This window comes from Streptomyces sp. NPDC028910 (assembly GCF_055564955.1).
The window spans coordinates 203,591-216,586 of the sequence record NZ_JBVHVF010000009.1 but is presented as its reverse complement, the minus strand read 5'-3'; the positions used below and the strand labels follow the sequence as shown (position 1 = coordinate 216,586).

11 protein-coding genes and 1 pseudogene are annotated in these 12,996 nt (G+C 73.3%); 7 read left to right on the top strand and 5 right to left on the bottom strand.

Annotation, left to right across the window (positions count from 1 at the left end; genetic code table 11):
- The first annotated feature begins 141 nt into the window (after window positions 1-141).
- On the top strand, window positions 142-570 hold the full coding sequence (locus tag ACZ4TV_RS14800) for a sel1 repeat family protein (RefSeq protein WP_468134467.1): 429 nt from the start codon (window positions 142-144) through the stop codon (window positions 568-570).
- 68 nt (window positions 571-638) lie between these two features.
- Here ACZ4TV_RS14800 and ACZ4TV_RS14795 read toward each other — a convergent pair whose 3' ends face one another.
- Window positions 639-1,082, bottom strand: a complete 444-nt coding sequence (locus ACZ4TV_RS14795; protein ID WP_468134465.1) for an SSI family serine proteinase inhibitor — start codon at window positions 1,080-1,082, stop codon at window positions 639-641.
- 327 nt (window positions 1,083-1,409) lie between these two features.
- Here ACZ4TV_RS14795 and ACZ4TV_RS14790 point away from each other — a divergent pair.
- Window positions 1,410-2,146: pseudogene (locus tag ACZ4TV_RS14790) on the top strand (ABC transporter ATP-binding protein).
- Window positions 2,140-4,611: an ABC transporter permease gene (locus ACZ4TV_RS14785; protein WP_468134463.1), complete on the top strand. Its 2,472-nt coding sequence runs from the start codon at window positions 2,140-2,142 to the stop codon at window positions 4,609-4,611. Before ACZ4TV_RS14790 ends, ACZ4TV_RS14785 begins: the two are co-directional and overlap by 7 nt.
- 70 nt (window positions 4,612-4,681) lie before the next feature.
- On the opposite strand, the gene ACZ4TV_RS14780 is transcribed toward ACZ4TV_RS14785, so the two are convergent.
- The 3 genes from ACZ4TV_RS14780 to ACZ4TV_RS14770 all read right to left on the bottom strand — a co-directional run bounded on the left by ACZ4TV_RS14780 (window position 4,682) and on the right by ACZ4TV_RS14770 (window position 7,140).
- Entirely contained in the window at window positions 4,682-5,143 is a 462-nt protein-coding gene (locus ACZ4TV_RS14780) for a Crp/Fnr family transcriptional regulator (protein WP_468134461.1), read from the bottom strand.
- 161 nt (window positions 5,144-5,304) lie between these two features.
- Window positions 5,305-5,607, bottom strand: coding sequence for a hypothetical protein (locus ACZ4TV_RS14775; RefSeq protein WP_468134459.1), 303 nt, complete (start codon window positions 5,605-5,607; stop codon window positions 5,305-5,307).
- A gap of 132 nt (window positions 5,608-5,739) precedes the next feature.
- On the bottom strand, window positions 5,740-7,140 hold the full coding sequence (locus ACZ4TV_RS14770) for an MFS transporter (protein ID WP_468134457.1): 1,401 nt from the start codon (window positions 7,138-7,140) through the stop codon (window positions 5,740-5,742).
- 78 nt (window positions 7,141-7,218) lie between these two features.
- Between ACZ4TV_RS14770 and ACZ4TV_RS14765 the strand changes: the two genes are divergently transcribed.
- Entirely contained in the window at window positions 7,219-7,803 is a 585-nt protein-coding gene (locus ACZ4TV_RS14765) for a helix-turn-helix domain-containing protein (protein WP_468134455.1), read from the top strand.
- Between the two features lie 221 nt (window positions 7,804-8,024).
- Window positions 8,025-10,757 (top strand): DNRLRE domain-containing protein, encoded by a 2,733-nt coding sequence (locus tag ACZ4TV_RS14760; RefSeq protein WP_468134453.1) that lies wholly within the window; start codon window positions 8,025-8,027, stop codon window positions 10,755-10,757.
- 75 nt (window positions 10,758-10,832) lie between these two features.
- Here ACZ4TV_RS14760 and ACZ4TV_RS14755 read toward each other — a convergent pair whose 3' ends face one another.
- Complete coding sequence (locus ACZ4TV_RS14755) at window positions 10,833-11,261, bottom strand: DUF3224 domain-containing protein (protein WP_468134451.1); 429 nt, start codon at window positions 11,259-11,261, stop codon at window positions 10,833-10,835.
- A 115-nt stretch (window positions 11,262-11,376) separates the two neighbouring features.
- Between ACZ4TV_RS14755 and ACZ4TV_RS14750 the strand changes: the two genes are divergently transcribed.
- Both ACZ4TV_RS14750 and ACZ4TV_RS14745 read left to right on the top strand, forming a co-directional pair.
- The gene (locus tag ACZ4TV_RS14750; protein ID WP_468134449.1) at window positions 11,377-12,339 is read left to right on the top strand and encodes a helix-turn-helix transcriptional regulator; all 963 of its coding nucleotides are present in this window, start codon (window positions 11,377-11,379) and stop codon (window positions 12,337-12,339) included.
- A 108-nt stretch (window positions 12,340-12,447) separates the two neighbouring features.
- Window positions 12,448-12,933 carry a GNAT family N-acetyltransferase gene (locus tag ACZ4TV_RS14745; protein ID WP_468134447.1) on the top strand — a complete coding sequence of 162 codons (486 nt, stop codon included), beginning with the start codon at window positions 12,448-12,450 and terminating at the stop codon, window positions 12,931-12,933.
- The last annotated feature ends 63 nt before the right edge of the window (window positions 12,934-12,996 follow it).

Sequence of the window (12,996 nt, the reverse complement as noted above, 5' to 3'; positions counted from 1 at the left end):
CGGCTCGTACTGGACGTACTTGCGCGGTCCGACAACGCCGCGAGGTGCCGTGCCGGGGGCCGTGACCCGGTGAACCTTTCCGGTCACAGCACTAGACTGCGCGTGGCTCGATCGCCGCGCTGCTGTTCCGGGGGGAACGCCATGTCGTATCTGCTGCTGCTCGTCGCCGCCGTGCTCAGTGTGCTCGGCTGGATCAACGACAGTGACGGGCTGATCACCGCGAGCTGGGTGGTCTGGGGGGTCGGCATCCTCCTCCTGTTGCGGCGCTGGCGCCGGGGGCGCCACACGTTCGCCTCGGTGGCGGAGGCCGAGACGGCGGCCGCCGCCGGGAACCCCCGCGAGATGCGCGCCCTCGCGCTGCGTCAGAAGCTGCTCGGCGACTTCACCGAAGCCGAGCGGCTGCTGCGCGCCGCGGTCGAGCTGGGTGACGTCGAGGCGATGTGGGAGATGGGGCGGCTCGTCGAGCAGCGGGACGGGCTGCAGGAGTCCGAGCCGTGGTTCCGGATGGCCGCGGAGGTGGACACTTCTTCGCCAGACGGTTCTTCCGGCCCGGACACGCCCTCAACATGAACGGCGAGAACCCCCTGTGAGCCGGACGGCGCGCTCGCGCGCCGTCCGGCCCACCGCGTCACGCGGGGTCAGAAGTCGAACAGCACGCCCGTGGTGTTCCGCAGACCGCACGGATTGCCGAAGGTGTACGTGTAGTTGAGCCGACGGCCCTCCCACACTCCGTCGGCCGTGACCGTCATCGGGTTCCACTCCCTGGTGCACACGGCGTCGGCCGCGGGCGCCGCGAGCGGGTCCAGCTGAGAGCCGGTCGCGCGTAATTCGCCGCACGCGGCGATCGGGTCCGGGTGCGTCCCGCCGGGCGTCGGCGCGCAGACGAGCGTCACCGCACGCAGCACCGTGCCCGTGTCGGCGTCCGGGCCGGCCGTCACGCCGAGCACGAGCGCGGAGGGCGCGTACAGGCTCTCCGTCCCGGCCGGCGCGGCGCCGGCCGCACCGGGCCAGGCCAGTGCGGTGAGCGCGGTGAGCGCCATGGCGGCGGAACCGAGCCCCAGACCCCTTGCGATGGACCGCATTTCGAACACTCCCTTGCGTTGGTGTTTCGGATAGCGGACAGAGTCTTGCCGACAGCGACCATGAACGCCTGTTCGGACCCCCATTTCTCGTCACCCCTCGTGTACGGATGAGTGCAGACCGCAGCGGTGCCGGAGGGCTGACCTGTGCCGGAGCCGGCCGCCGAATCGGCCGAACACCGCCGGGACATCCCCCCGAAACCTTTGAACCCGCGACCGTGATGTGCCGGAAACGGGGTCTGGAACCCCTCCCGGGGTAGGGCCGGCCCTACCCCGGAAACACGGTCCAGGCCCGCTGCGCCGGGCCGCCCGCGACGGTTGGGTCGAGGCATGGAAAACGACGCGATCCAACTCCGGGACCTCAGCAGGGTCTACGGGGCCGGCGACCAGGCGGTCACCGCCCTCGACCAGGTCTCCCTCGACTTCCCCCAGGGCACCTTCACCGCCGTCATGGGCCCCTCCGGCTCCGGCAAGTCCACCTTGCTGCAGTGCGCGGCAGGGCTCGACCGGCCCACCTCCGGCACCGTGACCGTGGGCGGCACCGAACTCAGCGGGCTCAGCGAGACCCGGCTGACCCTTCTGCGCCGCGACCGGATCGGCTTCGTCTTCCAGGCCTTCAACCTGCTGCCCGCCCTGACCGCCGAGCAGAACGTCGCCCTGCCGCTGCGGCTGGCCGGCCGCCGCCCCGCCAAGGCCGAGGTCCGCGAGGTCCTGGCGCGGGTGGGCCTCGGCGAACGGGCCCGGCACCGGCCCGCGGAGATGTCCGGCGGGCAGCAGCAGCGCGTGGCCCTGGCCCGCGCCCTCATCACCCGCCCCGAGGGCTCTTCGGCGACGAGCCCACCGGCGCCCTGGACTCGCAGACCGGCCGCGAGGTGCTCGCCCTGCTCCGGGCCATGGTCGACACCGACCGCCAGACGGTCGTCATGGTCACCCACGACCCGGTGGCCGCCTCCTACGCGGACCGCGTCGTCTTCCTCGCCGACGGCCGCCTGAACGGCGAACTCACCGGCGGGCGCGCCCAGGACATCGCCGCCCACATGACGATGCTGGAGGCCGCACCGTGCTGAGCATCGCCCTGCGCACCGCCCGCACCCGCTGGGTCACCTTCGTCGGAAGCTTCGTCGCACTGGCCCTCGGCGTCGGCCTGATCGCCACCATGGGCCTCGCGCTCGCCGCCACCCTGGACGCCCCGCAGCGCCAGCCTGAACGATTCGCCCAGGCCCCGGTCGTGGTCAAGGGCAACGACATCCTCCGCGTCGCGAGCCCGATCGGAGACCGCACCCGCACGCTGGCCCACCCCAAGCCCGTCACTCCCGAACTCGCGCGGCGGCTGGCCGGCCTGGGCCGGACCACCGAGGACCGGTCCTTCCCCGTCCGCGCCGAGGGCGGCCCGAGGGAACTCGTCGGCCACCCGTGGTCGGTCGCCGCCTTCGCCCCGTACGCCCTCGACGCGGGCCGTGCCCCGCGCTCCGACGAAGAGGTGGTCACCACCGGCTGGGCCCGGCCCGGCTCCCGGCTGACCACCGACCGCGGCCCCGTCACCGTGGTCGGCACCGTTGCGGCCCCCGGCGGCGGACGCGGTTTCGAGGACGCCGTGTTCTGGACCGACGCCCGCGCCGCCCGGCTCTCGCCCCCCATCGACCAGCTCGTCGTCGCCGCCGACCCGGCCGCCGTACGGGCCGCCGTGGGCCAGGACGCGGACGTCCGGGTGCTGACCGGCCGGGACCGCCGCTACGCCGACCCCGACCCGGAGCGCGACAGCGAAGCCCTGCGCGCCGTCAACGCCATGCTCGGCACCTCCGGCGGGGTCACCGGCTTCGTCTCCGTGTTCGTCGTCGCCTCCACCTTCGCCTTCGCCGTCACCCAGCGCCGCAAGGAGTTCGCCCTGCTGCGCACCGCCGGCGCCACCCCGGGGCAGGTCCGCCGCATGGTGTTCGCCGAGGCACTGCTCCTCGGCGTGCTGGCCTCCGCCGCGGGCTGCCTCCTCGGGGCGTATGGGGCCCCCGTGCTCGCCGAGCGGCTGGTGGACGGTGGCATCGCACCCCACTGGTTCGCCATCGGCGACGCCACCTGGCCCTTCCACGCGGCCTTCTGGACCGGCCTGCTCGTCGCCCTCGCGGGAGTCGTCGCCGCGTCGTGGCGAGCGGGCAGGGTGGGGCCCGGCGAGGCGCTGCGCGAAGCCGCCGTCGAGACGAGGACCATGACCCGGGGCCGCTGGATCTTCGGGGGCGCACTGCTGCTGGCCGGCCTCGGCACCCTCGCGCACGCCCTGCTCGCCGATCCGTCGGACCTGCTCCACCGCAAGACGTACACCAGCCGCCCGATGCTGTTCATCGTCGCCTTCGCGCTGCTGGCGCCGGTGCTGGTACGGCCGCTGGTCAGGCTGATCGCCTGGCTCCCGGCCCAACTGCCGGGCGCCGGCGGGATGCTGATCCGGGAGAACGCGGCCGCGGGCATCCGGCGTACGGCGGCCATCGCCGCACCCGTCCTCGTCACCGTCGCCCTCGCCGGATCCCTGCTCGGCACCACCGCCACGCTGAACGAGGCCAAGGCCACGGAGATCCGGCAGCGGACCACCGCCGACTTCGTGATCACGGGCGGCCCGGGCGGCCCGGGCGGATTCGACCGGGCGACCGTCGAACGGGTGCGGGCCGTACCCGGCACGGAGGTCTCCGCCACCGCCGCGACCGCGGTCCACGCACTGGAGGAGGGCGTGGCGCTGATCCGCTCCGACGCCCGCGCCGCCGACCCGCGGGCCCTCGCCCGGACCGCCGAACTGCCCCTCACCGCAGGCCGGATCACCGACCTCGACGACGACTCCATCGTCGTCACCGAGGAATGGGAACGGCACACCGTCGGGTCCACCGTCGACGTGTGGCTCGGCGACGGCACCCGCAAGACCCTGCGGATCGCCGCCGTGATGAGCATCGGCACCGGCAACAACGGGGCCTACGTCACACCCGCCAACGCCCCCGGCGCGACGGTGGACCGGATCGACGTACGGCTCGTCCCCGGCGCGGACGCGGCGACGGCCGGCGCCGGGCTGGCCGACGCCGCCCGGCGGGCCCGGGGCCGGGTCCTCACCAAGGACCAGTGGGTGGCCGCCAGTTACCCCCAGACCAAGCGCACGACCCGGATGGGCTTCCTGCTGGTCCTCGGCATCGCCCTGCTCTACACCGGCATCGCGCTCGCCAACACCCTCGTCATGGCCACCGCCGACCGGGCCCGCGACCTCGCGGTGCTGCGCCTGGCAGGGGCCACCAGGTGGCAGGTGCTCCGGCTGGTGGCCGGGGAGGCGCTGATGGTCGTCCTCGTGGGCGCGGTCGTCGGCTCCCTCGTCGCCGCTCTGAACCTGGCCGGGATCTGGGGCGCCCTGGCGCTCCTGGACGTCTGGAGCGGCATCGTGATCCCGTGGGACGTGATCGGCACGACGGTCGGCGCCTGCGCGGCCCTGGCGGTGGCCTCCGCCGCGGCCCCGGCCGCGCTGTGCCTGCGGCGCCGTCCGGTCGAACTGGCCGGCGTACGGGACTAGGGGTGTCCGGCACGGCTGCGGCCCGCGCCTCCCGGCCGGGGGAGCGGGCCCCGCCGCTGCTGCGCGGCCGCTAGCCCGTAGTGCTCAGGCGGGGGGCGTACAGCTCCAGCAGCCGGGTGCGCGTCTGCTGGAGCCGCATCGCGAGGACGCGCCCGACCCAGTGCCCGATCGCCGACCCGAAGGCGGGATCGGCGTCCATCAGCATCCGTACGCTCGCGGCGTCGAACTCGTACGCGCGCACCGGCGTCATCGCCGCCGCGCCGAGCTGCCACACGTACGGCGGGAACAGCCAGGACCAGCCCACCAGCTCACCGGGGCCGAGGTTCTCCACCGGCGCGGGCCGGCGGCCCGCCACCGGGATCTCCAACGTCACCGTGCCGGAGCGCACGATCCAGAAGGAGTCCGCCCGTGTGCCCTCGTCGAAGATCCGCGCGTTCTCCGGGAAATTGACCTCGCGGGCCTGGGACATCAGCCGTCCACGGTGCTCGGTGGAGAGGACGGCAGCCAGACGGATGGGGGAAGGTGTGCTCACGACGGCCTCCGATCACGACCCCCCGCGACGCTCCTGCTCTCCCAGTGTCGCTGACACCCGCCGGATCCACGCCGGACTGGGCAGGTTTCTTCTCCGGGCCCGGCGCGGAACCGCACCCGAAGCTCCCCAGGCTCCGCCGGAGCCGCGCGGACCTCACCAGGCTAGTCCTCGGCGTTCGCCTCCAGGCAGGCCAGCTCCATCGCGTCCAGCACCGCCTCGTGGCTGCGTCCGCTCAGCTCGGCGACGTTCTCGATCTGGGCCGTCGCCCAGGCCGCCAGGGTCATCACCAGCACGCGGAGCCCGTCCGTGCCGTACTCGTCCAGGATCGTGTCCGCGACGACCATCGCCTCCTCGGGGACCTGCTCGGGTGGCTCCAGGCCCGCGAGGCCGCGCAGCATCGCGAGGGTGCGGCGGGAGATCTCCGGCGTCATCCCCGCCAGCCGCATGTCTTCTTCGTCGTCCATCCGCGCCGCCCTCCGGTGCCGTGCCATTACTTCAGGGCACCGTAGAGGCGCGCGGCCCCGCGCGGGGCGGTTTCGTCAGGGTGACCGTGTGTGAGCGGGCGTCCACCGTCCGGATCCACGGGTGCCTTCCGGTCACGAGACGGCGGCGCGGCGGCGAAAACGGTTGCCCCCCACCGCGACGGCGAGCGCGAGGAGGATCAGCGCTGCCGCGACCAGGAAGGTGATCCGCGTACCGGTGGCCACGGCCTCGGCGGGCGCCGTGGTGATGTCGGTCGTCGCCGACGCGAGCGCGAACACGGCGCCCATGACGGAGGCGCCGGTGACCAGCCCGAGATTGCGCGAGAGGTTGAGCATGCCGGAGACGACGCCTCGCTGATCCGGGAGGACATCCGACATGACGGCGGTGTTGTTGGCCGTCTGGAACACCGCGTAGCCGGCGGTGACGACGGCGAGCGGAGCGACGTATCCGCACACGCCGGACGCCGCCGGTGCCATGGACAGGACGAAGGAGCCGGCCGCCATCGCGACGAGCCCGACGACGGTCATGCGCGGCGCGCCGAACCGGTCCGCGAGGCGACCGGCCGGGACCCCGGTCAACGCGGCGACCAACGGCCCGGCCGACAGGACGAGTCCGACGGGAGCCTCATCGAGCCCGAGCGCACGAGAGAGGTAGAACGGCCCGACCACCAGGGTCGTCATCATCACCGTCGAGACCAGCGCGCTCGTGGCGAGGCCCGCACGGAGCACCGGATCGCGGAACACCGCCCCCCGGATCAACGGTGATGGCGCTCGCGCCTCGGCGCGCGCGAAGAGGCCGGCTCCGAGGGCGGCGGCCAGCAGCAGAGCCGCGTTGAGCGAACCGAAACCGCCGTCACCGGTGGTCATGGCGAGCGCGTAGGCCGCGAGGGTCAGAGAGAGCAGCAGCGTACCCACGTGGTCGAAGCGGCTGCGACCGGCCTTGGACCCCCGCTGGTCGGCGGGCAGATGACGGTGCGCGAGGAGCAAGGTCAGGAGACCCAGAGGTACGTTGACGAGGAAGATCGCCCGCCAGCCGAGCCCGGCGATCAGGGCGCCGCCCAGCGACGGACCGAGAGCCGTGCCCACCGCCGACATCGTGCCGAGCAGCCCCATGGCGCTACCGGTCCTCGCCTTCGGGACCGTCTCCCCGACGAAGGCCATGGTGAGCGCCATCATGACGGCAGCTCCGAGGCCCTGCGCGGCCCGGGCGCCGATCAGCAGCCAGAGCGTGGGCGCGGCGCCGCACAGGAGCGAGGCGACGGTGAACAAGGAGATCCCGCCCAGGAGCAGCCGTCGGCGGCCGACGAGGTCACCGAGCCGCCCGACGGTGACGATCAGGGCGGTGATGGCGAGGAGGTAGGTGAGGACGATCCACTGGACTTCCTGGAAGGAGGCGGAGAACACCTGCGCCAGCGTCGGCAGGCCGACATGGGCGATGCTGGTGCCGAGTGAGGACAGCAGCATGGAGAGGGAGAGGGCGGCGAGCGCCCACCTGGAATCGTTGTGCGGGCTCATGCGGAGGAGCGTGTACGCGCCGGCTGGCGGGCGGCAAACCTTGTTGCCGTTTCCGGGACAGCGCGATGGAATGGCCGCATGGACAAGCCGCCACCCCACCAAGCGGTCCTCGACGAGGTAGCGCCCCGGCTCAGACGGCTGCGAGCCCAGCGCGGGCTCACCCTGGCCGCGCTCTCCGAGGCGACCGGCATCTCGAAGAGCACCCTTTCCCGGCTGGAGTCCGGACAGCGCCGCCCCAGCCTGGAACTGCTGCTGCCGCTCGCCAGCGCGTACCGCGTGCCCCTGGACGACCTGGTCGGCGCTCCCGAAGTGGGGGATCCACGAGTACGGCTGACCCCGCGCACCCTGGCGAACGGCGGCACGGTCGTACCCCTGACCCGCGGCCCGGGCCCCCTGCAGGCGTTCAAGATGCTCATCCCCGACCGGGGCGCCGAGCCGGATCTGCGGACGCACGAGGGCTACGAGTGGCTGTACGTGCTGGACGGCCGGCTGCGGCTCGTCCTCGCCGAGCACGATCTGGTCCTCGGCCCCGGCGAGGCCGCCGAGTTCGACACCCGGCTGCCCCACTGGTTCGCCAGCGCGGACGGGCGGCCCGTGGAGATCCTCAGCCTCTTCGGGCGGCAGGGCGAGCGCATGCACGTCCGCGCCAAGCCGCGGGGGTGAGGGCAGGGCCCGTCGGGGGCCGGGGCGCGCCCAGGGCCGCGGCGCGTCCCGACCAGTGGCGCGATTTGGCATCCGATGTGTCAAGTGGCATGAACCGAGCGTCGATTCACTCTAGGGTGCGCCCGTAAGCATGCCTGCGGACGGCTGTTCGGCGGTTTCCGGCCATGACTCACCCCGGCCGCGCCACACGCCGCGCCGCCGCACACCGAACTGGGGGGTTCATGCGTAGATCCCGAGGGCTGGCCGCCGCTTTGTCCCTGACCCTGGCCGGCACCGGTGCCGGGCTGGGCCTCGGCCTCGTCCCGCAGGCGGCGGCCGTCACCCCGCCCGTCGCCTTCACCGCCGACGCGCTGTCGACCTGGCAGCCCAACGGCGTCGTCTGGGCCCTCGCCGAAGCGGGCGGCCAGGTCTTCGCCGGCGGCACCTTCTCCACCATGCGCCCGCCCGCGGGCGGCGCCGGCAGCGAGCAGTCGGCGGTGAACTTCGTGGCGCTCGACGCCGCGACCGGCGCCCCGACCTCCTGCAAGCTCTCCTTCACCGTCGCCGCCGGCACCGCCACCGTCCGTGCGCTCGCGCTCTCACCGGACAAGTCGACCCTGTACGCGGGCGGTTACTTCGGCGCGGTCAACGGCACCGCCGTGTCCAGTCTCGCCGCCATCGACGTGGCGAGCTGCACGGTGAAGGCCTCCTTCCGCCCGGCCTTCGCGGCCACCGTCCGCGCCCTCGCCGTCACCGGCGACACCGTATACGCGGGCGGTGACTTCCTCAGCGTCTCAGGACAGCCCCGCCAGCGCTTCGCCGCCGTCGGCGCGGCCGACGGGGCGCTGAGGCCCTTCACCGCCAACGCCGACGAGCCCGGACGCGCCGTCGAGGTCACCCCGGACGGGAAGAGCGTGGTCCTCGGCGGCGACTTCTTCACCGTCAACGGTACGAACACGCACGCCCTCGCCGTCGTCGACGCGACGAGCGGTGCGCTCACCAAGACCTACGCCGGCTTCATCGAGACCAACTCCGTCGTCAAGGACATCGCGACCGACGCCACCGGCTTCTACACCGCCAACGAGGGCACGGGCGGCGGCGTCTTCGACGGCCGCATCGCGCTGAACCTCGGCGACTTCGGCCAGCGCTGGCGCGACACCTGCCTCGGCGCCACCCAGGCCGTGCTTCCGTACCAGAGCGTGCTCTACAGCGCCTCGCACGCGCACGACTGCTCCAGCGTCGGCGAGTTCCCCGACGGCCAGCGCCACCACCTGCTCGCCCAGCCCACCAGCGGCACCGGCAAGCTGGGCTGGGCACCCGACACCAACGACGGCATCGGCGAGGGCATCGGTCCGCGCGTGATGACGGTCGGGTCCAAGGGCGGAGTCTCGTACCTGTGGGTCGGCGGGGAGTTCACCACCGTCAACGGATCGGCGCAGCAGAGCCTGACGCGCTTCGCCTCCACCGGCGACACCGGCGCGCCCACCGTGCCCCTGGTCAGCGCGGTCAGCTTCAAGCCGGGCGAGGTCCAGGTGCGCTGGCGCACCAGCCTCGACCTCGACGACAGCGCGCTGACCTACAAGATCTACCGCAACGGCGCGGCCGCGCCGATCGCCACGGTCACCGCCGACTCGCTGTTCTTCAGGCGCCCGCAGGCCTCCTGGACCGACTCCACCGTGGCGGCGGGCCAGTCGTACACGTACCGGGTGACGGCGACCGACGCGGCCGGCAACACCAGCGCCCTGTCCGCGACCGCGAGCGTCACGGTCCCGACCACGGTCGACGGCTACCCGAACCAGGTCCGCACCGACGGAGCCCAGCAGTACTGGCGCTACGACGAGTCGGTCCTGCCCTTCGCCGCCGACTCCTCGGCCGGCGGCAACCAGAGCGGCGTGCACCTGAACGCCCCCGCCCTGCGCCGGACGCCCGGTGCGGTCTCCGGCGCCAGCACGGCGATCGGCTTCAACGGCACGGACACCCAGGTGTACGGGGACAAGCGGCAGACGGTGGGCAGCACCTACACCATCGAGACCTGGTTCAAGACGAACACCACCCGGGGCGGCAAGCTCTTCGGCTTCGGGAGCAACCAGGCGCGCGGCAGCAATCAGTACGACAAGCACATCTACATGACCAATGACGGCCGGCTGGTCTACGGCGTCTACACAGGAGCCACCCGCACCATCACCACGCCCGGGACGTACAACGACAACGCGTGGCACCACGTCGTCGCCACCCAGGGTCCCGGCGGGATGACCCTCTACGTGGACGGTGCCCAGAAGGGCACCCTGGCCGTCACCACGCACGAGAACTTCTCGGGCTACTGGCACGCCGGCGGCGACAGCCTCGGCGGCTGGCCCGACCGCCCGGCGAGCGAGTACTGGGCGGGCCAGCTCGACGAGACCGCCGTCTACCCGACCGTCCTGAGCGCGGCGCAGGTGCAGAACCACTACGCCCTCGCCACCGCCCCGGCCGACTCGGTCGTCCAGGTGACCGCGGCCGAGGACACCTACGCCAACGCGGGCGCGCCCGCCACGAATTACGGGACCTCGGGCTCACTCGCGGTGCGCGGCACCTCGTTCTACGCGAGCTACCTGCGCTTCGACCTGCCCGCCGCGCCCGCGGGCACGGTGCTCAAGTCGGCCGCCCTCAGCGTCAAGACGAGCACGATGAGCGGCGCGGGTACGACCGACACCGTCTCGGTCGTCCCGGTCACCGGGTCGTGGAGCGAGGGCGGCACGACGTACAACAACCGCCCCGCCCTGGGCGGTCCGGCGCTCGGCGCCTTCGCGGGGATCCCGGACGGTTCGGCGGTGCACACGACCGGGCTGACCGCCGCCGCCGTGGCGGCGGCGCTCGGCGGCGGCTACAGCCTGGCGCTGAGCAGCGCCGGTACGGACGCCCTGTGGCTGTGGTCCTCCGAGGCGCCGGCCAACGACGGGACGCCGCGGCTGACGCTGACCTTCGGCGCGCCGTGACGCCGTACGGCCCGGGCGGCCCACCACGCACCCACCCAGCCACCCACCTACCCGGGCCGGTGCTGCGCCTGATCCTCAGTCCAGGTCATAGGTGAAGGAGTAGGCGACGGAGGGTTCACCGTGGCGGAAGGTGAATCCTCCGGAGCCCGTCAGCCCGGCGAGTTCCCCGGTGGCGGAGCCGGGGACCACCTCGAAGCGGCAGACGGTGCCGGCGGCATCGAAGGTGCCGCGCTCCTCCAGGACGAAGCTGCCCTTGCGGCCGTCGACGCTGCCGGCCAGCAGCTCCATGCCGCTGTAGGTGCCGACGTTCTCCCCGGTGTAGGCGATCGTGTAGTCGCAGGTCGTTCCGGAGGCCTCGATCCCGCCGGTGAAGGCGTTGGTGACGCGGGCGTGGGCGAGCCGCGGGGTCGCCTCGGCCGGGCCGACGGGGCTCTCCTCCCAGTCGGCGAAGGTGAAGCGGCCACTGGTCTCTACGGGCGTGGGCGTGGGCGTGGGCGTGGGCATGGCTGTCCTCTCGGCCGGCCGGACGGTGTGCTCCGCCCGGCGGTTCATCAGGCGATGCCTCAGGCTGGCAGCGGTACCTGACACCTTGTGTCAGGTACCGCGGACAATGGGCGTCATGCGCGCCGACCGTCTTCTCTCCCTGCTCCTGCTGCTGCAGAACCGCGGCCGGATGACCGCGCCCGAGCTCGCCGCCGAGCTGGAGGTGTCCGTGCGTACGGTCTACCGCGACATCGAGGCCCTCGGTGCCTCCGGCGTCCCCGTCCTCGCCGACCGGGGCCCGGCCGGCGGGTACCGGCTCGCCGACGGCTACCGCACGCGCCTCACCGGCCTCACCGACACCCAGGCCGGCTCCCTCTTCCTCGCCGGCGCCCCCGGACCCGCGCAGGAGCTCGGCCTCGGCGCGGACCTGGCCGCCGCCCAGCTGAAACTCCAGGCCGCGCTCCCCGCCGCACTCGCCGGACGGGCCCGGCGGATCCAGGACCGCTTCCACCTCGACGCGCCCGCCTGGTTCCGGGAGGCCGACCCCGTCCCGCACCTCGCGCAGATCGCCCAGGCCGTGTGGGACCAGCGCGTCCTGCGCGCCCACTACCGCCGCTGGCGCGGCGAGGTACGGCGCGAGCTGCATCCGCTGGGCCTCGTCCTCAAGGGCGGCATCTGGTACCTCGTGGCGGGGGTCGAGGGCGCCGTACGGACCTACCGGGTCGCCCGGTTCCTGGCGGTGGACACCGCGGCGGAGGGCTTCGAGCGGCCCGCCGGATTCGAACTCGCCACGTACTGGCAGGAGTCCACCAGCCGCCTGGACGCCGCGCTTCACCAGCAGACCGCGGAGCTGCGCCTGTCTCCGCGCGGCCAGCGGCTGCTGCCGATGCGGTTCGGGGCCGCGGGCGCACGGGCGCTCGCCGAAGCCGGCCCGGCCGACGCGGACGGCTGGGTCCGGTTGCGGCTCCCCGTCGAATCCGAGGCCGTCGCCGTCGGCGATCTGCTCCGGCTGGGCACGGAGGCCGAGGTGCTCGGTCCGCCCGCACTGCGCCGAGCCCTGGCCGAGACGGTGACCGCGCTGGCCGGACGCTACGCCTGACGCGCGCGCATCGGCCGTACGCGCCGGGCCGGCCGACGGGCAGGACACGCCCGGACAAGGCCTAGGGTGGACCGTGTGATCGAAGGCCAGGGGAGAGGCGGAGAACACATGCGGATCGAGCTGCGCGAGACGAGGGACAGTGATCTGGCCGTCTTCTGGGAGCAGATGACGGACCCCGTCCTCCAGCACATGGCGGCGATGACCAGGAAGTACCACGACGACCGGGGCCACTTCGACGCTCACTGGGCGAAGATCCGCAACGACCCCGCCGTGACGCTGCGCACGGTGCTGGCCGACGGAGTCGTGGCCGGCCACGCCGCCGTGTTCGGGCCGCCCGAGGAGCGCGAGGTGACGTACGCGATCGGCTCCGAGCACTGGGGGCGCGGCATCGCCACCCGGGCGCTGGCCGAGCTGATCCGGCTGGAGGACACCCGCCCCCTGCACGCCGGGACGGCGGCCGACAACGCGGGCTCGATCCGCGTGCTGGAGAAGTGCGGGTTCACCGTCACCGGCCGCGCCCGCGATTTCGCGCGGGCCCGCGGCGAAGAGGTGGACGTCGTCCTGCTCACCCTGACCAGTCGCGGGCCCAGTTGACGACGGGGCCGGAGCCGGAATCCGGGCTTATCCAAGCGTCGGGTCCTGGTGACGACGACTCCC

What these genes read in the sequence shown, in the direction of transcription:
- ACZ4TV_RS14800 (WP_468134467.1), top strand. Translation starts at nt 142, where the DNA reads ATGTCGTATCTGCTGCTGCTCGTCGCCGCCGTGCTCAGTGTGCTCGGC.
- ACZ4TV_RS14795 (WP_468134465.1), bottom strand. Translation starts at nt 1,082, where the DNA reads ATGCGGTCCATCGCAAGGGGTCTGGGGCTCGGTTCCGCCGCCATGGCG.
- ACZ4TV_RS14775 (WP_468134459.1), bottom strand. Translation starts at nt 5,607, where the DNA reads ATGGACGACGAAGAAGACATGCGGCTGGCGGGGATGACGCCGGAGATC.
- ACZ4TV_RS14770 (WP_468134457.1), bottom strand. Translation starts at nt 7,140, where the DNA reads ATGAGCCCGCACAACGATTCCAGGTGGGCGCTCGCCGCCCTCTCCCTC.
- ACZ4TV_RS14765 (WP_468134455.1), top strand. Translation starts at nt 7,219, where the DNA reads ATGGACAAGCCGCCACCCCACCAAGCGGTCCTCGACGAGGTAGCGCCC.
- ACZ4TV_RS14760 (WP_468134453.1), top strand. Translation starts at nt 8,025, where the DNA reads ATGCGTAGATCCCGAGGGCTGGCCGCCGCTTTGTCCCTGACCCTGGCC.
- ACZ4TV_RS14755 (WP_468134451.1), bottom strand. Translation starts at nt 11,261, where the DNA reads ATGCCCACGCCCACGCCCACGCCCACGCCCGTAGAGACCAGTGGCCGC.
- ACZ4TV_RS14750 (WP_468134449.1), top strand. Translation starts at nt 11,377, where the DNA reads ATGCGCGCCGACCGTCTTCTCTCCCTGCTCCTGCTGCTGCAGAACCGC.
- ACZ4TV_RS14745 (WP_468134447.1), top strand. Translation starts at nt 12,448, where the DNA reads ATGCGGATCGAGCTGCGCGAGACGAGGGACAGTGATCTGGCCGTCTTC.